Source organism: Fannyhessea sp. (assembly GCF_986145555.1).
Genome location: NZ_CFRCNA010000010.1, coordinates 25,567 through 47,776, shown reverse-complemented (window position 1 = coordinate 47,776; position 22,210 = coordinate 25,567). Strand labels below are relative to the sequence as shown.

Sequence of the window (22,210 nt, the reverse complement as noted above, 5' to 3'; positions counted from 1 at the left end):
TTACACCTCATAGATGAGATTGCTATACTGTTTACTCCCAGTGACCTTGTTCGGGGCGTATGTGCCATTTTTGATAGAAGAAATGTATCGAAGCCTACATACAAACTATACTATGTAAAGAGTGCCTCTGACATATTGCCAGAAACAACTTGAATAAGACATATGAGACTGTTTTTTTAGACAAGCAAAACTGCTTATTATTTTCCTCCATCGTTTTCTTCTTGCAAAGAATATCTAAACTTACAATATTCCCAGACTTTTGACGAGGCATGGAGCAATTCCGTGTATATGCTACTTTTCCGAAAAAGCTTCTGTTGACGCATTTCTTAAAGAAAGTAGCAACAAAACAAGTCCAGCACCCACGAGCACATGAGATATACCAGCAAAGCCCGTCAAGACTACCGATAGTTGCTGCGAAATGGTACATCTTGTAACCTGAATTATGCCTCGCATAGTCATAGATAACGCCAAGCTCGGCAAGCCAAAATTATACACATACAAAAAAATGCGAAACGTTTTGTTTTTCTCCAACGCCTGCGTACGGGTAAATAATGCCAAAAGTAAAAATACAAACATTCCTAAAATAAAAAGGTGCGAATGCACTTTACCTAAGCTTGTCACGCCACTAAAATCACAGTATTTGGTAAACTCACGATAAAAAACACCACTAGCTGCAGCTGCTCCTGCATAACATAAAGTCAAATTAAAATATTTTCTGTTCATAATAAAGCTTCCTTTCTCTCCTTTTTCCAAGCCTGATAAGCAATTTGGATCATCCACAAATATGCACAAGTTTTTGGAACCATCAAAATTCCGATTGCAGGAAACGTCTCAGAAGCAACAACTACTGGCAGATAAAAAGCAAAACTGAGCGCGATTGTCACCCAAAGATAACGAAAATCAGCATCTTTTTTCTGATAAGCACAACGGTAAAACAGGACAAGCAACAACAAACCTAGCAGAGTAAAAGGAATATTTCGATAAATTCCCCACATTAAAGGAGGTTGTGAACTTAGCCACTCGTTTTGAGGTAAAAGCACTAATAATCCTCGCAACGCTACCAAGAACCACACCAAAAACGTTAGACCCTTCTGCTGCTTAATCTGATACCGTTCACGCCAAACGTAGTAAAGCAGAAGATAGAATAGTGTCATGGTCAATGATGTGATCAATTTTCCAATACCCAAGGCAAATGGATAAGCTGCTGTACCTAAAGTATTCAAGGCAATTATCCTTGGCACCAAGTGAAAAGTATCTCCTATACCCAAAACCAATGCCATAATCCCAAACAAACGAAATTGTTTGATATCACCAGCTGATGTAACTAACTTAAAACCTGCACAGATTACTACCACCAAATAGGTGGTATCAAAAATCGTTTCAAAAACAGCTTGCATTGTTCCTCCTTATAATATGAACATTGTTCAGTTTGGTGCAAAATAAAATTTTCTCCGCATATCCAAAAGGGAAAGCGAGAAAATTCTTATTTGCAATAAATAATTCGTCTAATTATCTCGATCAAAACCGTATAATTAAAATCTTTCTGCAGCATCAGAGACATCATATGCATAATAATAAAATCAACAAATTCATCTTCTGTAAAGACATCACTGAATACGTCAGGTTGTACCGCCTGATCCTTTTGCAAAACCTGCAGCATATTTGTTTTCATCTTCGCCAAATAGTTTTGCATCGTCGTTTGTCCCTTTGCCTGACCTCGCGTAGAAAAACTAAGCGAATGGACCGTAAAGAAATTGGGGTATTTCAGGATTCCCCGCTTAAGATGCTCAAAGAAATTCGTAATATAGCGATCAAAAGGTAAAGCCGCATGAGTTAATTTTTCACTGTTAAAAATATCATCCCAAACACTCTCGACAGTTGCCAATAGAAGTTCATCTTTAGAAGGAAAATAATAATACAGCGAGCCTAATGCCACATGACAAAGCTGCGCTACTTTCCTCATATTGACAGCAGCCAAACCAGACGTGGCAACAAGTTGACGACAAGCAGTAAGTATCTCTTCTCTTGAAGTTACAACTGTATTCATTTTCACCTCCCTACGTATGTATAATCTTCGTTTCTGTCTGCTACAAACAGAACACCTACGACTGGTGGATGCTAGCACGCGCGCTTGCGACAGAAAAGAGATGTGGATATTGATCACTTCTACACATGCTGAACATTGTTCAGTTTGCATAGTTAGCATTGTAGGATCCCTGCAGCTCGCTGTCAATCCTATTTCAGAAACTTGTGATTGCGCTATCAAAATAAGGTCAACGTAATAAAAACGGTGGTTAATTACACACGTAAGTCGAACGCTACCTAAAACAACTACGTCTCTGAAAAATGCGTGACAACTACCGATATGTGCTCTTAAACCCTTTCATCATGTATAATTACAAGCATGTAAAAAACGTGCAGCAGGCATAATCAGCCATATGCATAACCTTAAAAACGCTTATATCAACATGTAAAAGGACACCATGGAAGTTTATCTTGACTACGCAGCAGCAACCCCTATGGATAAAGAGGTTTACGAGGCACAACTCCCCTACTTTACCCAGAAGTTTTACAATCCTTCGGCTTCTTATTGTGTAGCCCAAAAAATTCGGCAAGATCTTAATAATGCAAAGACGCATATTGCACAAACACTTGGTACAAAAAGCGCATCAATAGTTATGACGGCAGGCGCAACAGAGGCAAATAATCTTGCTTTAGCATGTGTAACTGGCCCCGTGATCTCTGATTCGCTTGAGCACGATAGTATCTTGGCATGTGTTAATCAACGCGAGCATACGCTGCTGCGCCCCACAAAAGAGGGTTTTATTACACCTGAGAACCTCCAACAAGCTCTTACATCACAGACACAACTGGTTTCTATAGAATATGCAAATGGCGAAATCGGGGTAATACAGCCGCTACGAGAACTTGCTAAAGTTATCGAACAAGAACGTTACCGCAGGCTTGTTCATCATGAAACAACCCCTTTGTTTTTTCACGCGGATGCATCTCAAGCAGCTCTTACCTGCTCGGTTAATGTGTCATCATTAGGCGTAGACCTTATGACCTTATCGGCGGCTAAAATTTATGGACCAAAACAGGTTGGGCTTTTGTACGTATCGCCAAACGTTGCGCTCAAACCACAGATTTTAGGTGGCGGACAAGAAGGCGGCATGCGTTCTGGTACCGAAAATGTTGCAGGTACCATAGCATTTGCCAAAGCTTTAGAGCTCGCTCAACAATATCGAACAAGTTCAGGACTTCAAGAACTTAAGCGCAATAGAAATTTTATGCAAAAACAATTAACTCGTTTATTCAAATGCGCGGTAATTTCGGGCCCTCGCAACGATCGACATCGCTTACCAGGGTTGTTACACATATCATTTCCCTATCTAGAAGCACGCCGCCTTATTATTTTATTGGAAAATATGGGTGTCTACGTTGCAACAGGTTCTGCATGTGCAGCTAGCAAGATGAAAATTTCCCATGTACTCAAAGCACTTGGAATACCAGAATATATAGCACAGGGATCCTTGCGAATTACCCTTGGCAAGCACACGACTCAAGAAGAAATAACCTATGCAATTTCTAGTATAGAAAAGGCAGTTAACACTGAAATGCAGCGCCTTAACCTTACTGACAAAATCATATGCGAGAGAATGAATAATGAATCTGTCACATCACTTCATACCAATGCGTAAAGCACGAGCAGTTTTCAACGCATATGTTTAAACATATATGTTACAAGCAACATTTACATCAAACGCCTAGAACGGATGAACTTATGACAACAAATACACCACACGAGACAGGCACGCCCCTTAATACGCCTTCCCCGCTAAAACCTGAAGCAGATTTAGACACCCTGCTCAATACCGTAATTACCTCGGCTCAAGAAATGCCTGTACGTCCTGCCTACGCTCCTTTCGGCGCGCGTGTATATCTTGGTATGAGCGGTGGCGTAGATTCGGCATTATCTGCTGCCTTGCTCCAAGAATGGGGATATGACGTTAAAGCGATCTACATGCGCAACTGGTCGCGTGATTTACCAGGTTTTAAGTGCACATGGGCAGATGATCTAGCGGACGCAGAGCGACTTGCCGTTAAATTAGGTCTTACCCTAGAAGTGTGGGATTGCGAAAAAGAGTACAAAGAAACAGTTGTTGACTACCTCATAAATGCATATCAGCACGGATTTACACCAAACCCTGATGTGATGTGCAATCAAACGGTAAAGTTTGGTACCTTTGCAACGCGCGCCTTTGAGCACGGAGCAGATTTTATTGCAACGGGACATTATGCGCGCGTCTATACCGATAGACACAGCCACGTGCATTTGTTACGAGCAGCAGACGAACATAAAGATCAGACGTATTTTCTTTGGCGCGTAAATCCTTCTTTGCTTGAAAAAACTATCTTCCCTATCGGATCAATTGCGTCTAAAGAAATTGTTCGCCAGATGTGTGCTACACGCGGCTTAGGTATAGAATCAAAACCAGACTCGGACGGCATTTGTTTTATTGGTGAGGTAGGTATTCGCACCTTTTTACTTGATACACTCTCCAAACGTGCAGGTGACATTATTGAATGGGAAACTGGTAATGTTTTAGGTCATCATGACGGAGCATTTCTGTACACCATTGGCCAGCGCAAAGGCTTAAATTTGGGTGGAGGTCCTGCACGCTATGTTGTTGGTACCGATACCGAAAGAAATCGTGTATATGTTACTGCCAATACCAAATGTCCTGATTTATGGTGCCAAACCATGGTATTAGACGATGTATATCTTCTTAATGAATCAATCGACGAACACGCCTTATATCAAGTCCGTCTTCGTCATACCGGAAAGCTTCAAGATGTGCACGTAAAACTAATACATGATCATAAAATAGAGCTACATTTTGAAAGTGCTGTGCCAAAAATTGCTGCAGGACAAAGTGCTGTTATCTATCAAGGAAAAATTTGTGTAGGTGGCGGCATAATTCAAAAGCAACCCCTGCATCTTTCGTGGTGTTAAAAGAACATGCGGTAAAATATAAGCCTATTGAGCATACAGCTCCAAGGTCTATGCAATATGAAAACACACGAAAGGAGGTAATCTTGCAGCAGCCCCACGTAGCTCGTCAAAGCAAAACAACTCGTGATGTAAAAAATCGTGCACCAAAAAACGTTTCGATACGTGTATCGGCATCATCAAGTGTAAGCGAGAACCAAGAACAAGCAGAACAGCAAAGTATGTCTCTTGTTCGTAAGAGCTTACTATTTTTATGCGCTGTTGGAGTAGTATATCTTCTTTATTTAGTGTTTTCAGGTCAGCTAGACGAATTTATTGAAGCACTTCAAGGCGTTAACACCGATTGGGTTATATATGCCATGCTCTGCTACGTAGTTTACTACATTTTAGGTGTAAGTGCGTATATTATAGCAGTTATAAAAGATCCGCATTGTCCCGTTGGAATACGTGATCTTATGAGCGTAGAAGCGTCGGGTATATTTTTCTACAACTTAACACCTAATGGCGCAGGAGGCCCTCCTTCACAAATTTTTAGACTGACGCGCGCAGGACTCTCAATTGCGCAAGCAGGAGCTCTTGAATATACACGTTTTATTATTTACGAAGCAGGCGAAGGTATATTTGCAGCCCTTATGATGCTGTTTAGAGGTCATTATTTCTTTGAAACCTATGGTGACGTATTTTACGTAGGCGCAGCACTTTTCCTCTTTAAAATTTTGCAGGTATTTGGACTACTTGCCATTTGTCTTTGGCCACAAAGTATCGCAAGAATTGGAAAATTTGCACTTAAGATGCTATCTCATATAGGGTATTTTAGAAAAACAAGCCAAGCATGGTCAGCAACTTTTGAAGCACAGATCACAGAATTTTCCCACGGTTTTAAATCTGCTGCAAAGAATATTCCAGAGATGCTCCTCACACTTCTTATCACGCTCTTTCAGCTGGGTTGTTTATACGCCTTGCCGTGGTTTGTTCTCAAAGCATTTGGCTTACCTGCAGATCTTCTCACATGCCTTGCCTGCGGTAGCATGCTCGAATTGCTCACCTCCGCTGTTCCGCTACCAGGTGGTACACTTGGTGCCGAAGGCGGTTTTGCATTCCTATTCATGCCAATGTTTGGGGTAAATACCGCTGCAGGTTATGTAGTATGGCGTATGGTCGAGTATTTCTTACCCGTTCTTGCAGCTGTTCCATTACTGGGACTACGCTCCACACACCAAGCAACCATACATGCACGATGGACTCACCTAGAAAAACGAGTTAAACGTCTGGCACAAAGAGGCATTAAAGAATATACATCGCCTCACAGCGATGGGGTAAGAATTGCCATACACAGCAAAACAAAATCTCAATTAAAAAAGAAATCAAGATTATAACATCAATAGTCTATAAGGTATTACGCCGATAAGCTCTATAAACAGCCATTACACCTCTAGGAGGCGTAAAAAAATATATACCTTAAATTATTACCTTACACATGGATTAAAAGGAAATGGTGGGCGTTAGAAGATTTGAACTTCTGACCTCTTCCGTGTCAGGGAAGCGCTCTCCCCCTGAGCTAAACGCCCACATCAAACAAAGCACATCTTAGGGTATACATAGGTACGTAACACAACCCCTAACAACAGTGCGTAAGCTACTATAAATGAAAACACGCGCACATGCAAGTAAGGACACGCCTTATGTGTCGATTTTCAAAAGAAACATACAAACCAAGATGAGTAAGCCTTAAAGGTTTGTCCGGACACAAACCCTTTGACCCTACTCTACCTTAGTAAACCATACCCATTGCCTCACGAACTTCTGCAAGCGTCTGCTCTGCTTTAGCACAAGCTCGTGCATTACCTTGATGTAAAACATCTTTAATATAAGACATATCCTGCTCAAGCTCACGACGCTTTGCACGAATTGGCTCAAAGTAAGAATTAACAGCATCAATAACTAATGATTTAAGCGCGCCTGAGCCTGCATTGCCAATCTCTTCGGCAATTTCTTGTGGATCACGATTAAGGCAAATACCTGCCGTGGTAAGCAATGCCGAAACACCTGGACGAGCTTCAGGATCAAAGGTAATCATACGCTCGGAGTCGGTCTTTGACTTTTTAATAAGTTTTGCAGTTTGTTGCTCATCCATACACAAAGAAATAGCATTACCATAGGATTTACTCATTTTGCGTCCATCTAAGCCCGGAAGCAGCGGCATAGACGTAAGTAAGCCGTTTACCTCGGGGAAAACATTACCGTAGCGCGCATTAAAACGATGGGCAATCTTATTGGTAGCTTCAATATGTGGAAGCTGATCGCGTCCAACTGGAACAATATTTCCTTTGCAAAAGAGAATATCGCAAGCCTGATGAACTGGATAGGTAAGCAACAAGCCCGTAAGTGCATGACCAGAGGCTTCTTGTTCGGCTTTAACGGTAGGATTGCGCTCCATTTCGGCTTCGGTAAGAAGCGACAAAAACGGAAGCATTAACTGATTTTCAGCAGGAATAGCCGAGTGCGTAAAAATCATAGTTTTATCTGGATCGATACCACAGGCAAGATAGTCAATAACCATGTTATAGACGTTATCAGCAATGTGCTCGGTAGTGTCGCGATCAGTAATAACTTGATAATCGGCAATTACAATATTGGTGTTAATACCCATATTTTGCAGACGAACACGCTCTTTGAGCGTCCCAAAGTAATGCCCCAGATGAAGCCTGCCCGTTGGTCTATCGCCAGTAAGCATAGTATATGATTGCGGATGAACAGCAAGATCTTGCTGAATAGCATTACTTGTTTCTAATGCTTTCTCATAACTTTTTTCGTTGGGCATCTTAACACCTCACAACTTTACCTGACCATAGCTTATGCTTACAGAACACGCGCGTGGCATCTTCAAAGAGATACAAAATAACCCGCCTCAATCAGACGGGTTTATGTTAGATCATTATATAAAATCTTGTTTGTAAATTACAAAACTATGCAGTACGAACGTGTACAAAATGTTTTGCACCTTTTACAAACTCAACTTTTCCGTCTGCTAATGCAAACAATGTATCGTCTTTACCGCGACCAACATTCTCACCAGGAGTAATGTGTGTACCACGTTGACGAACAATAATCTGACCAGCTTTAATGTCTTGGCCACCAAAAACCTTGGTACCAAGGCGCTGTGCGTTGGAATCACGACCATTACGGGATGAACCCAAACCTTTTTTATGTGCCATAACTAACCTACCTTATACGTTCAATCAACTTAATCTTGCAACCCATAAGCCTTAAGCTTCGGTACTGTCTGCCTTTTTAGCAGCGGCAGAACGAGTAGTTGGTAAGCTTGACACAACAAGCTTAGTAAGGTTTTGACGATGTCCCTTTGTGCGGTGATAACGTTTACGTTTCTTGAGCTTAAACACAATGACCTTTTTGTCTTTGTATTGCTCGAGTACCTCACAGGTAACTTTTTTCTTTGATAATGTAGCGGCATCACAAATGGTTTTTTTACCATCATTGAGCATAAGAACGTCAAGCTTAACCTTGTCGCCAGGTTGCGCGTCGAGCTTCTCAACACTAATAATGTCGCCCTTGGCAACCTTATACTGCTTGCCACCAGTGGTAACGATTGCGTACATGTGCTAACCCTTCATTACAGTATCTGTGCAACAGCTCCCAATCTTACTCTAAAACCTGCGGTAAAGTCAATAAAGGGAAAGAAGACTTTTTATACAGCCGCATGGCAAGATAAGAACGTGCAGTTGAATGCACATTTTTTACCAAACGTATGGTTGTCTTCATAATAATCACAAAATAAAAAACAATACTCTCCCAAATAGAGTATAAAACTTCGAGCAAGCCAATCTAAGAGCTTTTGATCTCGATATAGTGTTCTTTATCTTGATGATGTCTATCAGAAGACCACACATTATTATCTTCTGTTTTGTGCATATGTGAACTAAAAATTATCGGATACACAGAAGATGCGCAACTTATAGGCGCGGGCGCACTATCAACTTGCAAATTTTGTAGATGATTGTCTAGAGCATATCTACCATGGACTTCGTCGTTGTGTTGTGAGGATAGGGATTTACCTGTATGAATTGTTTCTTGTACCCCCGTGCTATGCACGGCCGTACACTGATTACGCTGTAGAGCGTCAACAACACGTTTAACAAAATCTGAACTATGTAAAAGGACATATCCATGCCCCATAAGGGTAACTGCGCCATAGGCAATACAAGGTTTGATGACAGGCGAAAGCAAAGGAAGCCGCTTAGTAAGGCCGCGTGCAACACTGCGACTTATATATCCTAAGCAGATAAGGCCTGCAACATCGAGGATCTTATGTTCAGTATCGGCAACTGCGCTGGTACCAACATGTGCACCTGCATTAGTATTAGCATCGGCTTCGACATCTGATGATACAGACTGCAAAGATTCGCCTGCGCTAGAATTTGTACAATCCCCCACTACAGTCTGTGAATGTATGCAATTATGAGCCTGTGTAGGTTTTGGATATAAACGTGAAAGCTCATGCAAGAGCTTAAACTCTTCGGCAATCATACGCGGCATATCACCTAAGCGCAAAATCTTTGGTAAAAAAGGATGCAACAGCGAATGAGTAGATGCTATATCGGTGATATTACGGCGATGACGATGCACAATTTCATGTGCTAAAGCCTGCTTAAACCATGGATACGCACGAATTAGTTGAGCCTGGTAAGAAGCGTGATAACGCGCAAAATACTCTGAAAGCGTAGCTCTGCACGCATTGGACGTTTGTACAAGATATGAAACAACTTGCGTTTCGCAAGGAGCACTACCTTGTAAAATATTTGATATGGCAGAAGGCGTGCGGTTTTTAGCAATACTTACGATAGGAACTAAAGCGGCATCGGCTTCTTGGATAAGATCTAAAAGCGGATGAGTGTACAAAGAAGTGCTTTGATGGTTGCTGTGATCGCAAGGATAACCGCAAGAGGATTTTTCCTCGTCGCCTATAAGAAATAAAGCATCGCAATCATTTGGTAGATGGTCACCATCCAAAAGCTGCACGATCTCTACATCACAAGTTTGAGGCGCAAGATTGGACTGCACAAGGTTAAACAAAGGTGCAGACTGCAGTTTATATAAAGCAAAGACAAGCGGTTTTTTACTCGTATGACGAGGCGTATCCCCAGAAGAAAAATTTATGTTATTCATATCACAGCCACCCTCTTAGAACACGCAACACTTTTCTCTATCTTGCATATACAATGCTTGAGGTCTTGTACGTTTTTATGCTGCTTTAGGTCGATGATGCCAAACCGATTGGACAAGACCCACGCTTAACAACTGCGCCACCATAGAAGAAGAACCAAAACTTACAAATGGGAGCGGAATACCTGTAATGGGCATAATTCCAATACACATGCCAACATTTTGTAATAACTGAAACGCCCACATCGTAGCACAACCAACAAGTACAAGTTTACCAAAGGGAAGATCAATTTTTTGCGCAAGCAGCAATGTTGAAAAAATCATGAGACCAAAAAGCGTCAACAAAATACAAGAACCTACAAAGCCAAATTCTTCGGCAAGCAGAGCAAAAACAAAGTCGGTATGTGCCTCGGGCAAAAATCCACTTCCTGCCTGAGAAGCACCGCCAATACCTTTACCCCAAATGCCTCCTGATCCAACAGCAATTTTAGCCTGCTGAAGGTTGTAACCAAAACCACCTGGGTCAACCGTTGGATCAACAAAAACAATCAACCTATTCATCTGATACTGTTTGAGAATATGGGGCAAACCTTCGGTCATCGAGCAAAAAATAACAACCGCTGCTAATAAAACGATAAGAGCAATTGTACTCAGTACCCAGGTTTTTTTTGCGCCAGAGCAAATAATAATGGCAGCACCAACAACCATAACAATAAGACCAGTACCAAGGTCGGGTTGGAGCAAGATCAAAATAAACGGTACGCACAAAATTGCGCAGAGTTTAAGGTAGTCTTTGAGGGAATCTATTTTTCCGTTGTACGCACTACCCAATGATGCCATAAGCAAAATAACAACGATTTTAGCAGGCTCGGACGGTTGAAAACGCAAACCCAAAAGCGGCAACTTTACCCAGCCCGTTAAACCTTTTGCTTGAACGCCTAATCCTGGTATAAGTGGTAGCAAAATGAGGATAACTACTAATACTAAAAGTGACGAATTCATACGAGAAAATGCACGATAGTCGTATTTCCACAAAGCAGCTGCTAGAACAAGTCCAAATACGATTCCACCAACATGTCGTACAAAGGAAGCCTTTGGAATGGTAAGTGACGCTGTATAAATGACGAGCGCGCCAAAAGCAACGATCAAAAGTGCAGGAAGTAGTTGCATAAGATATAATGGCCCATTAAATCGTCCATACGTAGACTTAAATCCTGCAAGTCGCGCTAACGCAACCGCTATAGATGATCTAAAACCATTTGAAGTTAGAGATGACCGCTTGGTTGCATGTGCTCCTGAAAATGCATTTCTTTTATGTGCATGAGCAAACTTATACAATTGTTTTGTATTCAAACTTTTTTTCATGCTCATCCTTAATGCGCGCCTGTTGTATCGACCATAGTTGAAGTATCTGGTTCATGATAGAGTGCACCTAATATATCACGAACAACATACATCGCTCCATCGCTACCAAATCCGCTATTTTCTAGCACACTTGCTACAACATAACGAGGTTTATCGTAAGGTGCATACGCTATAAACCAACCAGTTGGTGTTTCGTGTGAAGTTTCAGCGGTACCAGTTTTTCCTGCAACTTTTTCTTTCATATTAGTAAAATGCGACGCCTGTGCTTGAGACTCTTCGTAAATTACACCATAGAGGCCTCTTTGTATCAAATCCATATATTCGTCTTTTTCGTCCACGGAAATACGTGTAGAACATTTATAGTCAATAATAGAGCCAGAATTTGAGGTCGATTTAATTGACTTCATGAGATGCGGCTGAGGTATGGATCCTCGATTTGCAATACCTGCATATACGCATAACATTTGAAGAGGCGTAACCAATAAGTCGCCTTGACCAATGGCCAAATTGGTGTTATCTCCACCTTGCCATGCCTTAGCGTCATCGGGATACGAAGCAAAATATTCACGTTTCCACGCTTCATCAGGAATACGGCCCTGAAGCTCGCCAGGTAAATCAATTTGAGATTTTGAACCTAACCCCCACTTTTTAAACATCTGTTGTAGACCATCTTTATTAGATGAATAAAAAAATCCCTTACCTACCTCATAAAAAACAACGTCACACGAATGAGTAATACCTGTTTGAAGCGTCATGGGACCATGCCCTGTATGCAGCCAACAATATTGCCCAAACGCAGCACCAAAGCCTGTCCAATAACCCGTACACATATAACTTGATTGCGGAGTAGCTATTCCTTCGTTAAGAGCAGCAAGCGCGGAAAGCGGCTTAATAGTGGATGCAGACGGATATTGGCCGCCTATACCTCGGTTTAACAACGGGTTATGGCTTGATTTAGATGAAAGCATATCCCAGTCGTCACTTGAAATGCCGCCAACAAACATATTAGGCGAAAATGAAGGAGCAGATGCCATAGCAATAATTTCACCGTTGGTTACATCCATAGCAATTGCGCATCCACCAAAGCAATCGGGTTTTCCGTGCTCTTGTAAACGTTTTATAGTGGACGAAAGCGAATCTTCAGCCGCTTTTTGTATATCAGCATCAAGGGTAAGTACAACGTCTGAACCACTTTGGGCTTCAACGCTACTGCTATGATTAACAATATTGCCATCTGCGTCCACAAAGACAACTTGCTCACCTTTGATACCTTGCAAAACATTCTCATACGACGCTTCGATCCCCGATTGGCCAACCACATCACCAGGTTCATACGTAATCTTTCCTTCATCTTTATTATCTTGCGAAGCTTTAAGCTGTTCGGAAGTAATAACACCGGTATAACCCAAAACCTGACCCGCAAGGCTGCCCAAGGGGTAAGACCGCTGACTACGAGCTTCGATCGAAACGCCATCAAAGAGCGATGGATGCGCATTGATAAAAGAAACCACACGACGAGAAACATCAACCGCAATAACACGGCCACGTTGAAGACCTTGTGAGGAATCCTCTATCTTTAGGCGCAGTACCGCCTTTGGGATACCTATAAGCGCTGCAAGAATGTGTAATTCTGCCTCATCCTCAAGCACACTTTGTTCGGCAAGTACTACCAAACTTGGACGATTTCCCACTAAAACCGCACCATTTCTGTCTAAAATTCGACCACGTGCAGCATGAGTTGAGATAGAGCGTGTACGATTTTTTTCTGCTTGTTCGGTATATGAAGACGATGAGATAACCTGCATATTCCATAGACGCATAAAAAGCGCACCGATAACAGTACCGGCAAAAATACCTGTAGCGTTAATTCGGGATTTGAAATGGGATGAAGGTGAATTTTCGCTTCCACCAGAGGCACGAGGCGTACCACCTCCAATATCAAGCGTAAAGCGACGGGAAGACTTAACCTTAAGTAGGAAAGCAGCCATAAGTGCACAAATTAAAACAGTGAGCAAAACAATTAAAATAACAACAAAATTCATTTTGGCACCCTAGAGATGAAGTTTGTGACTGCGCGTAGGACGCATCGATGCATTTCGTGAGTGCATTGATATTGCACCTGTTAGCCTTCGATATAAAAACGCCAATGGAATAAAAGCACACGAGGTTAATATAAACACTGGTAGAACACGATAAATGAGAGATGGTATAAAAGATGTGACCGAACCACATACAAACATAATAAGAAAATGAAGCAAACAGACCATAAGTGCAAGAACACTAAAAATTATCGATGACGTTGCTATATCTTCAAATAAATTAACATGTATTTTATCAACCACAAGATAGGCTACTATACTAAGCAAACAAGCCATAATACCAACAGGACCTGTGCTTAAAAGGTCAAAGAGCAGGCCGGCAATAAAAGCGTACACAATAGTTGTGTTATCTCGTTTTGAGAGCGCGCATATAACCGTAAAGATAAGCGCAAAATTTATCTGGCCTGAAGCCAAAACTATATCAGGCGCAAGTGCAACCTGAAGAATAAAGCAAATGCATGCAAAAGGAAGGATACGGTTTTTCTTTTGTGACGAGGAGTTTGTAAGCAAATTATTCCCCCTTACTCGAAGATGTTGAAGTGCCAGACGCGCTCGAATCTTTGGTAGGAGAAGACGACGCAGAAGACGAACTGTCGTTAGATTTAACAGAGGTGAAATCCTGATTAGCAACACTATCTTGAGCGTCAGCGTCAGAAATATCTTTATCAGTTGCTTTTTGTTCCTCGGTAAGAGATGTTACAACCAGCACTTCTTCAAGATTTTCGGTTGGAGAAAGCTTGGCTATATGAATATTGTAATAGAGTGATCCAGGTACCTTATCGACGGTGGTAATTTTTCCAAGTGGAACGCCCTTAGGGAAAATGCCACCCAAACCACTGGTAAGGACAATATCGCCCACCTCTGCCTTTAAGTTGGAGTTGATAAGAGTTAAACGAATAGTTCCATCAACAGAACCTTGAACTACACCTTGAGCTCTGCTCGACTGAATCATAGCTGGGATACTTGATTTTTCGTCGCTCAGTAAGCGAACAACCGATGAAGTAGCGCTGCATTGTACAATTTGCCCAATTGCACCATTAGAATCCATAACCGGCATGCCAACCGATAAGCCTGAAGTAGTTCCTTTATCAATGGTTACGCAATCTTCCCATGAACTGTGTGAACCCGAAATAATGCGAGCGGCACATGATTGCAAATTATAGGTGCTTTTAAGCGCAAGAAGATCTTGGAGCCTATCCGTTGTTTTCTTTGCTTCTTCAAGTTCGCTGACACGAGCTAAAAGCTGAGCGTTTTCTTGCTTAAGCGAAGAAAGAGTCTCGTGAGTTGCACCAGCATTACCAAATGCAGTTGCTGCAGCTCTAATAGGAAATGTTGCAAGAGCGCCTGCATAGTGAATAGGAATGCAAATGGTACCTACAACACTACGTGCAATAGAAAAAGGACCTACGCCTTGTTCTCTAAAGCTGAATCCAAATAAGGTAAGTGAGCTTGCAAGACAAAATACAAGCACACGCAAGTTCAATGACTGCGATTGTTTATTAAGACCAATTTTTGAACGCCTTTTGTGCATAGGCATTACTTAACACTCCAATTAACTTGAGCTTTGAACAAAACCACCCGAGAGTGCATTTGCTTCCAAAACTTTAGCGCAACCATTAACAACATTTTCCAAAGAAGTAGGACTTACATTTACCGGAACACCTGTTTCATCGCGCAGACGCTGATCTAAACCGCGCAATAAACCACCACCACCGGTAAGTAAGACACCATAATACATAAGGTCACTTGCCAAATCTGGAGGCGTTAAGTCAAGCGCATCTTTAACAGTTTTGGTAACCTCATCCAACGGTTTATCAAGTGCGCGACGAATCTCTTCGCTTTCGATACGAACTGTTTTAGGAAGGCCGCTCATGACGTCGCGTCCGTTGACTTCTACATCAAGCTCTTCGGCAAGAGGAGCTGCAGATCCTACTTTAATTTTAATATCTTCGGCTGTACGCTCACCAATAGAGAGATTATAGGCATCACGAACATGCTCGAGAATAGTTTGGTCAAACTCATCGCCTGCAGTACGAATGGATTGCGAGACAACAATACCACCCATAGCAATGACTGCCACTTCGGTAGTACCACCGCCAATATCTACCACCATAGATCCCGTAGGGTCTTCAATAGGTAAATCGGCTCCAATAGCCGCGGCCATAGGCTCTTCGATAAGGTAAGCCTGACGAGCACCAGCAGAAATAGTTGCCTCAAACACCGCACGTTTTTCAACAGACGTAACACCAGATGGCACGCACACAACAACGCTAGGACGAGGACTCCAAGGATATCTTTTAGTACCACGAGCCTTTTCTATAAAGTAACGCAACATCACTTCTGTAACGTCAAAATCTGCAATAACACCGTCTTTTAAAGGACGCTCTGCAGCAATTGAGCCTGGAGTTCTACCAATCATACGCTTTGCATCTGCGCCAACAGCTAAAACGCGATCTTCACTTTTATCAATAGCCACTACCGATGGCTCGTTAAGCACAATGCCTTGTCCACGCACTGCAACCAACGTATTTGCAGTACCCAAATCGATAGCTAAATCGCCTTCGTATTGTCCAAATAATGAATCGAGCAAAGACATAGTATTTCCTAACGAACAAACATTAACGTATACATCACTTAATGAGATGTCTTTTGAGCTTGTGCAGGCGAAGTTTTAGAGGCAAAAACAGCTTCTACACCATACACCTTCCACTGAAGCCCTTCGCGAACAAACGAAATTTTATAATCTTGTTTGCCGCCTTTTGAAAGGGAAGCAGTTGCATATACTAAAGACTCATTCATATTGCGATCTATTCCCGACACCGTTACAGCCGACGTACTATCGGGAAGCAAGTTGGATAAGTCATCTCGTTGCTTAGTGGTAAGTGATGATGCAATAAGATCGGTGTTAATCGAACCTTGACTTTTAGATGCAAAAAGCTGCTCGGTAACCATTTCCTGAGTAGGCCAACCATAGCCTTTATAAAAGGCAAATGCTCCAACGCCGCCAAGAATAAGAACTAGCACCAACAAAGTTACTATAAACTTAAGGAACGTATGTTTGTGTTTCTTCTTTGCCTTTTGCTCTTTTTTATCTTTCTCTACAAGCTCAGCCTCGGAAAGCGAGAAAAAGCCTGTGTCTTCAGGAGATGGCATAAAGGTTCCAGACTTACCCGTAGGATCTAAAGGATCGATATTCACATTTCCATAACCTGCTTGAGCCAACATGGCATCGGTTTGCGAAGGTTTGGAACCCGTTATTGCAGCAACAGCCTTTTGCGCGCCTTCAAATGCAGCTTGGGCATCCGAAGACAACTTAAACGAGCCATCGGCAGTTGCTTTTGCAAAAGCGTCTACCGCTTCATTCATACGATTGGCTGCAACGTAAGCAAGTCCCAAATCTGAATACACCGCATTTTGGTCGTTTGCAGGAGACGAAAAGTCTAATGCCGTGCGATACGCTTCGATTGCGTCAACATAGCGCGTTAAAAGCATAAAACAATGACCAAGATGCTTAAGAGCAACTGCAGGTTGCGGGTTATTCTCGTCAATAGCAGCATTTCGATATGCAACGCCTGCATCACGTGGATTGTTAAGCTGCGTATATGCATTACCAAGTGCAAGATAAATTTTATAGGGAGTTTTATAGCTGTCGTCTTTTAAAGCCATATTGAGTACAGCAACGGCTTCTGAAGGTTTATTTTGCGCAAGTAATGCACGACCGCGATTGCACGCAAGCGATCCAACATGACCATAGGACGCATCGGTTAAAGCAAGTGCATAGCTTTGAGCGGCTGCGTCAAAGAGTCCTTGCTTCATATACGAATTACCAAGTAAATGATCTACAACGCCACAAGGCTCGCCAGCGGTTTTAGCGAGACGTAAAAAATTAACAGCTGCAGAAAAATTACCTTGTTTATAAGCTTGTTTTGCTTGTTCGAATGCCTGATAATTCACGATATCTCCTCACCTCACCTCTCACATTAAGCTTGTTTATGCTTAATGGTGATGTGTTCTATTACATCACCTTGACGAAGAGTAGGAATTACATCCTTGCCTTCTATAGTTGTTCCAAAAACAGTATATCCTGAATCAAGCATATGTTGCGCGCCCAAACAAAAATAAAACTGTGAGCCTGCAGAATTTGGATCTTGAGCGCGTGCCATAGCAAGAGCGCAATCGACATGAGAATTATGAGGATTGGTTGAAAATTCTTCTTTAATACAATAACCAGGACCGCCTGTACCAGGCATACCGTCTTTCCCCATCGCGCCTTGAGCTACTTCTTCGGAAGTCATATTTCTTGTGAAAGGGCAGCCTCCCTGAATAACAAAACCTGGAACAAAGCGATGAAATTTAAGATTGTCGTAAAATCCTTTTGTTGCCAATTCACAGAAATTTGCTGCGTGAATAGGAGCACCTTCGCAATCGAGCTTTACACAAATCTCACCTTTACTGGTAGTAAAAACTGCGATTTCGTCTCCTTGAAGTTGATACGTTGGAGTGTAAGTAGTCATATAATCCTCATTCTTTCCTCAAACTCTTAAGACAAGGCACCAATAGATGACAAGCGTTACGAGATGCCATACATAAAAGTTTATTGTCTATTCATTATAGCCTTAAATATTATCAAGTTGTTGAGCTATTCACATATTCGGCAGATGAATTATTTTGCAGGCTCGCGATAGGTGGGCTTATAATCTTGATAATGCTGGTCAAACATTGCTTTAAAAGAACTTGATGACGCATCATCTGATGTGGGAAATACCGAATTCACGCGTTGTTTACAAGACGGTTTTCCACAATACCTAAGTGCCGTACTCCATCCTTTTGTAAGCTTATCCATGTGGTTGCGCAGCCAATTTGAAAGCGTGATGAGTTGACTTCTGTCTTTTTGATACGTACCGCTTTCCACATTAACAGCATTAAGTTGCTTAATCACATTGCTTATTTTAAGCGAAATATCGCGAGCGGTATCTTGTCCTTTTTTGAGATCTTCTCTTGAAGCCGAGGCGTAGCTATCGCGAAATTGCTTTTCATTATCTTCAACAGCTGTAGAAAGTTTACCTAACGATTCGTAAGCATCCTTTAACTTATCGTAGGTGGCATCGTCAGCAGATTGGGTAACGTCTTCTTGAGCAACACTACTTCTATCTTGGCCTTGAAGTTCTTCTTTTGTTCCTGGAAATCCTGCATGAGCCGTATCTGCTGCTACTTTTGCTTTTGTATCAAATGCATTTGGATTCCAAGGGTGAGTAATATACAGCACCAACCCACTTACAAAAAGCACTGCAAAGCCCAAAGATACCATAAGAATACGTAAACGCGGCAGGTGATCACGTACGTCATCAAAACCATTACCACCTGGAAAAGAAGGTATCGCGCTTCCAATACGAGGAATAGTTGTGGTAAGATCGGCCTCGGATAATTCTTGCTCGATATCAAGAGCGCGGTCTGTAACGTGCGTACGAGGTGCGTGCACATCTACCTTTGAAGTAAACACATCACTCACAACAGGACAATTGCAATACGGACAGGCGCGCAAACCCGTTGGAACTCTACTGCCACAACGGGCGCAATACGACATTGATTGTTTTGGAAGTGTACGCGTGCAATCCACATCGGCACGACATGAAGGACACCGCAACGCAGATGAGGCAATATGTGCTCCGCAATTAGGACAAATCACAGCATACCTTTCTTTCCTTGATCAATCTTTGTATATTCATACTACCCTACTTAGCTAACGCGTAAAACAAGAAGAAAACAAAACAAATCCTACGGTGATTTCATTCTTAGATGATACGCTTGCAAAGGCAAAACTTTGTAGACATGGGCGCTTATTTTGAACCACGCTTAAGCGCGTCAAATGTTCTTGTCGAAGTTGCGCGCTTTACAAGGGTAAAAAACCCATCAAGTGCTTTATGTTCAACCGTTGCTTTATACAATGCATGAAAAAGTACAAGCCCGCCTGCCGATAAAAGAGCACATAAACCAAGTTCGGACATGCCCAAAACACCAATTCGCAAGAAGTCATGCAAGCACGTGCAACCTACAAAGACAAGTGCTATACACAATACAAGAACAGCAATACGAAGCTTATTAAGCGGCAACGATATTTTATAAATAAGTGCAATGCCAACCAATGCCATCTCTATCATACACAGCGTAGACATGGTTTCTTGAGGTATCTCAAACACGCGACATAAAATCATGGTCACCATAAGTTCACCAACAATTGCAGCTGAGGCAGGCAAACTTCTCTCAAAGACATTGACCACAAACGATCCACGCACGCGTTCGTGGTTTACCTCAAGTGCCAGTAAAAACGAAGGAACACCAATAGCTGCCACGTTAATCAATGACATTTGAATGGGGATAAACGGATACGGTGGAATAAGCAAACAAACCAGTGCTAACAAAGCAGAATACACGGTTTTAGTTAAAAAGAGTGCAGCAGAACGTTGCAAATTGTTGATAGAACGCCTACCTTCAGACACAACATCAGGCAAATGCGAAAAATCATTATCAGCTAAGACAAGCTCAGAAACATTACGTGCCGCAGCTGAGCCCGAAGACATTGCCACCGAACAGTCTGCTTCTTTAAGAGCTAGTACATCGTTTACGCCGTCACCAGTCATAGTTACGCAATGTCCAAGCGTTTGCAGGGCGCGTACAAGTTTGCGCTTTGCCGCAGGCGTTACGCGGCCAAAGATATGATACTTAGCAGCAGCAGCCAAAAAATCCTCATCGCGCGAAAGACTCGTGCAATCAACATACTCTTGAGCACCAGCTACACCAACCTCACCTGCAATATGAGAAACAGTTTTAGGATCATCACCAGAGATAACGCACACATCCACACCTTCGCGTGCAAAATACGCAATGGTTTCAGCTGCACTTGGGCGAATTTCTTCGCGAATTGTTACAAAACCAAATACAACAATATCCGCACCAGTTCCCATGAGTGCTCCTTGTTTATCAAAACCTGGAGCACGACCAACGACCAATACGCGATGTGTAGGCGCAAACGTATTAAGCACATGCTGATATTTGGGATATTCATCGCGTAGAACAAATTGAGCAGCCCCCATAACAAGAGCTTCACCTGCAGCAGTTACACAACCAGAAAATTTAGTACGTGAAGAAAATGCAATAACGCGCGAAATTTTAGAAGGTTTAACGTTTTGCTGAGAAATTGCATGCATGAGCGCGCGAGCTGTTTCGTTAGAGGAATCTTTACCAGCATATACAATAGTTGCCAAAGCCTGCGTAAGATCGGCGCAAGCAGAGCTAGAATCATTTCCGCAAGCGTCGCACATATGCGCTAACTCCATAGAACCAGTGGTAATCGTACCAGTCTTATCTAAACAAACCACATCTGTTCGCGCAAGGGTTTCTACACAATAGCTTTGCTGGACTAAAACGTGTTTGCGCGCCAACTTGGTAGTTGCAATGGCAAAAATGGTTGAGGTGAGCAAAACCAAACCTTGCGGAATCATACCTACCGTAGCTGCAACAGACTGTAAAATTGCGTCATCGTAGGACCTGCCACTAAAAAAGTAAATGCGCACGAACAAACAAATTCCTAAAGGAATCAGAATACAGGTTGAAAAGCGAATAATCATACGCACGGTATCAAGTATTTCGGAGCGAACGGGTTTAAGATATTTTGCCTCGGAATTTATACGTGCAGCATATGAGGAAAGTCCAACCTTAGTAAGACGTAAAACAATGCTTCCCGAGTCGACAAACGAACCAGAAAGGATGGTGCTTCCTGGCTGTTTCTCAATAGGGTTGCTCTCTCCTGTAAGCAGGCTTTCGTCCATAGATGCATAGCCCTCGACAACCACTCCATCGGCAGGAACTTGATCGCCGCGCGACAAAAGCACTAAATCATCGCGAACGATATCTTGAATGCCAACTTCTAACACACGTCCTTCGCGGCGTACGCGCACGAGTTTGGTAGTAAGAATAGAAAGCTTATCAACTAAAAGTTTGGCGCGGATCTCTTGAAACACGCCTATCCCTAAGTTGAGCGCCACGATAACCATAAAAAGAATATTTCTAAATTCATAGGTTGTAAGCACTAAAAATGCAAGAAACAGATTGACTACGTTGAAAAGCGTCAATGCATGTTTTGCAAAAATCTGAGGAATTGAAAGTGTTTTAACATCAGCGTTAATGTTACTTAAACCTTGAGATACTCTTTGTGCAACCTCGGCTGCGCTAAGCCCTGGATTGGGTGTTTCATCAGCTATCGTAGATGAAGATTTAACACTCATGCACGCTCCTTATACACCTATACAAAAACAATTTGAATACAAAAACAACTTGATAACGTTTCATAACTTTGCACATTAGTTTGCACTAATATCGTGACATTTAAGAAAAATAAATAAATTACTAACAAAGTACGTATAATCAGGTACCATAGTGTCATGCAAATACGTCTATGTACGACAACGCGGCTCCATAGCTCAGTGGATTAGAGCGTTCGCCTCCGGAGCGAAAGGTCGCGGGTTCGAGCCCCGCTGGAGTCACCATTTTTTGA

At 42.2% G+C, this 22,210-nt stretch carries 19 protein-coding genes and 2 tRNA genes; 4 read left to right on the top strand and 17 right to left on the bottom strand.

Going from position 1 to position 22,210, the window contains the following annotated elements; all coding sequences use genetic code 11:
* Positions 1–291: 291 nt before the first annotated feature.
* From AC5GD6_RS03445 to AC5GD6_RS03435, 3 genes are all read right to left on the bottom strand, one after another.
* Complete coding sequence (locus tag AC5GD6_RS03445; protein WP_276776346.1) at positions 292–723, bottom strand: DUF2871 domain-containing protein; 432 nt, start codon at positions 721–723, stop codon at positions 292–294.
* Entirely contained in the window at positions 720–1,397 is a 678-nt protein-coding gene (locus tag AC5GD6_RS03440) for a hypothetical protein (protein ID WP_276776344.1), read from the bottom strand. The genes AC5GD6_RS03445 and AC5GD6_RS03440 overlap by 4 nt, the downstream gene beginning before the upstream one ends.
* A gap of 86 nt (positions 1,398–1,483) precedes the next feature.
* Complete coding sequence (locus AC5GD6_RS03435; protein ID WP_276790328.1) at positions 1,484–2,047, bottom strand: TetR/AcrR family transcriptional regulator; 564 nt, start codon at positions 2,045–2,047, stop codon at positions 1,484–1,486.
* Positions 2,048–2,483: 436 nt separating this feature from the next.
* Here AC5GD6_RS03435 and AC5GD6_RS03430 point away from each other — a divergent pair, with 436 nt between their 5' ends.
* From AC5GD6_RS03430 to AC5GD6_RS03420, 3 genes are all read left to right on the top strand, one after another.
* Entirely contained in the window at positions 2,484–3,701 is a 1,218-nt protein-coding gene (locus AC5GD6_RS03430; RefSeq protein WP_491846241.1) for a cysteine desulfurase family protein, read from the top strand.
* An 83-nt stretch (positions 3,702–3,784) separates the two neighbouring features.
* On the top strand, positions 3,785–5,017 hold the full coding sequence (mnmA, locus tag AC5GD6_RS03425) for a tRNA 2-thiouridine(34) synthase MnmA (RefSeq protein WP_276799240.1): 1,233 nt from the start codon (positions 3,785–3,787) through the stop codon (positions 5,015–5,017).
* Between the two features lie 83 nt (positions 5,018–5,100).
* The gene (locus tag AC5GD6_RS03420; RefSeq protein ID WP_491846240.1) at positions 5,101–6,390 is read left to right on the top strand and encodes a lysylphosphatidylglycerol synthase transmembrane domain-containing protein; all 1,290 of its coding nucleotides are present in this window, start codon (positions 5,101–5,103) and stop codon (positions 6,388–6,390) included.
* Positions 6,391–6,507: 117 nt separating this feature from the next.
* Here the strand turns inward: AC5GD6_RS03420 and AC5GD6_RS03415 are convergent.
* From AC5GD6_RS03415 to AC5GD6_RS03350, 14 genes are all read right to left on the bottom strand, one after another.
* Positions 6,508–6,582 (bottom strand) — tRNA-Val (locus AC5GD6_RS03415).
* Between the two features lie 203 nt (positions 6,583–6,785).
* Entirely contained in the window at positions 6,786–7,835 is a 1,050-nt protein-coding gene (gene trpS / locus AC5GD6_RS03410) for a tryptophan--tRNA ligase (RefSeq protein ID WP_048597108.1), read from the bottom strand.
* A gap of 145 nt (positions 7,836–7,980) precedes the next feature.
* Positions 7,981–8,229 (bottom strand): 50S ribosomal protein L27, encoded by a 249-nt coding sequence (gene rpmA, locus AC5GD6_RS03405; protein ID WP_006303002.1) that lies wholly within the window; start codon positions 8,227–8,229, stop codon positions 7,981–7,983.
* 51 nt (positions 8,230–8,280) lie between these two features.
* Entirely contained in the window at positions 8,281–8,631 is a 351-nt protein-coding gene (gene rplU / locus AC5GD6_RS03400) for a 50S ribosomal protein L21 (RefSeq protein WP_006303003.1), read from the bottom strand.
* A gap of 226 nt (positions 8,632–8,857) precedes the next feature.
* A complete protein-coding gene (locus AC5GD6_RS03395) occupies positions 8,858–10,198 on the bottom strand; it encodes a hypothetical protein (RefSeq protein WP_491846239.1) in 1,341 nt (446 codons plus the stop codon).
* 75 nt (positions 10,199–10,273) lie between these two features.
* Complete coding sequence (locus AC5GD6_RS03390; protein ID WP_491846238.1) at positions 10,274–11,560, bottom strand: FtsW/RodA/SpoVE family cell cycle protein; 1,287 nt, start codon at positions 11,558–11,560, stop codon at positions 10,274–10,276.
* 8 nt (positions 11,561–11,568) lie between these two features.
* Entirely contained in the window at positions 11,569–13,602 is a 2,034-nt protein-coding gene (gene mrdA / locus AC5GD6_RS03385; RefSeq protein ID WP_491846237.1) for a penicillin-binding protein 2, read from the bottom strand.
* A 9-nt stretch (positions 13,603–13,611) separates the two neighbouring features.
* The gene (mreD, locus tag AC5GD6_RS03380) at positions 13,612–14,169 is read right to left on the bottom strand and encodes a rod shape-determining protein MreD (protein ID WP_006303008.1); all 558 of its coding nucleotides are present in this window, start codon (positions 14,167–14,169) and stop codon (positions 13,612–13,614) included.
* A gap of 1 nt (position 14,170) precedes the next feature.
* Entirely contained in the window at positions 14,171–15,190 is a 1,020-nt protein-coding gene (gene mreC, locus AC5GD6_RS03375) for a rod shape-determining protein MreC (protein WP_276770024.1), read from the bottom strand.
* A gap of 21 nt (positions 15,191–15,211) precedes the next feature.
* Entirely contained in the window at positions 15,212–16,255 is a 1,044-nt protein-coding gene (locus AC5GD6_RS03370) for a rod shape-determining protein (protein ID WP_006303014.1), read from the bottom strand.
* Between the two features lie 38 nt (positions 16,256–16,293).
* Entirely contained in the window at positions 16,294–17,613 is a 1,320-nt protein-coding gene (locus tag AC5GD6_RS03365; RefSeq protein ID WP_491846236.1) for a tetratricopeptide repeat protein, read from the bottom strand.
* Between the two features lie 26 nt (positions 17,614–17,639).
* The gene (locus AC5GD6_RS03360; RefSeq protein WP_416454121.1) at positions 17,640–18,173 is read right to left on the bottom strand and encodes a peptidylprolyl isomerase; all 534 of its coding nucleotides are present in this window, start codon (positions 18,171–18,173) and stop codon (positions 17,640–17,642) included.
* Between the two features lie 149 nt (positions 18,174–18,322).
* The gene (locus AC5GD6_RS03355; protein ID WP_010242247.1) at positions 18,323–19,345 is read right to left on the bottom strand and encodes a zinc ribbon domain-containing protein; all 1,023 of its coding nucleotides are present in this window, start codon (positions 19,343–19,345) and stop codon (positions 18,323–18,325) included.
* Between the two features lie 151 nt (positions 19,346–19,496).
* Entirely contained in the window at positions 19,497–21,941 is a 2,445-nt protein-coding gene (locus AC5GD6_RS03350; RefSeq protein WP_491846235.1) for an HAD-IC family P-type ATPase, read from the bottom strand.
* A 184-nt stretch (positions 21,942–22,125) separates the two neighbouring features.
* On the opposite strand from AC5GD6_RS03350, the gene AC5GD6_RS03345 reads away from it, so the two are divergent.
* Positions 22,126–22,202, top strand: a tRNA-Arg gene (locus AC5GD6_RS03345).
* Positions 22,203–22,210 lie beyond the last annotated feature (8 nt).

Excerpts from the sequence above, each read along its gene's own strand:
- AC5GD6_RS03430 (WP_491846241.1), top strand. The coding sequence starts at position 2,484 with ATGGAAGTTTATCTTGACTACGCAGCAGCAACCCCTATGGATAAAGAG.
- trpS (WP_048597108.1), bottom strand. The coding sequence starts at position 7,835 with ATGCCCAACGAAAAAAGTTATGAGAAAGCATTAGAAACAAGTAATGCT.
- AC5GD6_RS03390 (WP_491846238.1), bottom strand. The coding sequence starts at position 11,560 with ATGAAAAAAAGTTTGAATACAAAACAATTGTATAAGTTTGCTCATGCA.
- AC5GD6_RS03440 (WP_276776344.1), bottom strand. The coding sequence starts at position 1,397 with ATGCAAGCTGTTTTTGAAACGATTTTTGATACCACCTATTTGGTGGTA.
- rpmA (WP_006303002.1), bottom strand. The coding sequence starts at position 8,229 with ATGGCACATAAAAAAGGTTTGGGTTCATCCCGTAATGGTCGTGATTCC.
- AC5GD6_RS03395 (WP_491846239.1), bottom strand. The coding sequence starts at position 10,198 with ATGAATAACATAAATTTTTCTTCTGGGGATACGCCTCGTCATACGAGT.
- AC5GD6_RS03445 (WP_276776346.1), bottom strand. The coding sequence starts at position 723 with ATGAACAGAAAATATTTTAATTTGACTTTATGTTATGCAGGAGCAGCT.
- mnmA (WP_276799240.1), top strand. The coding sequence starts at position 3,785 with ATGACAACAAATACACCACACGAGACAGGCACGCCCCTTAATACGCCT.
- mrdA (WP_491846237.1), bottom strand. The coding sequence starts at position 13,602 with ATGAATTTTGTTGTTATTTTAATTGTTTTGCTCACTGTTTTAATTTGT.
- rplU (WP_006303003.1), bottom strand. The coding sequence starts at position 8,631 with ATGTACGCAATCGTTACCACTGGTGGCAAGCAGTATAAGGTTGCCAAG.
- mreC (WP_276770024.1), bottom strand. The coding sequence starts at position 15,190 with ATGCACAAAAGGCGTTCAAAAATTGGTCTTAATAAACAATCGCAGTCA.
- AC5GD6_RS03435 (WP_276790328.1), bottom strand. The coding sequence starts at position 2,047 with ATGAATACAGTTGTAACTTCAAGAGAAGAGATACTTACTGCTTGTCGT.
- AC5GD6_RS03370 (WP_006303014.1), bottom strand. The coding sequence starts at position 16,255 with ATGTCTTTGCTCGATTCATTATTTGGACAATACGAAGGCGATTTAGCT.
- AC5GD6_RS03360 (WP_416454121.1), bottom strand. The coding sequence starts at position 18,173 with ATGACTACTTACACTCCAACGTATCAACTTCAAGGAGACGAAATCGCA.
- AC5GD6_RS03350 (WP_491846235.1), bottom strand. The coding sequence starts at position 21,941 with ATGAGTGTTAAATCTTCATCTACGATAGCTGATGAAACACCCAATCCA.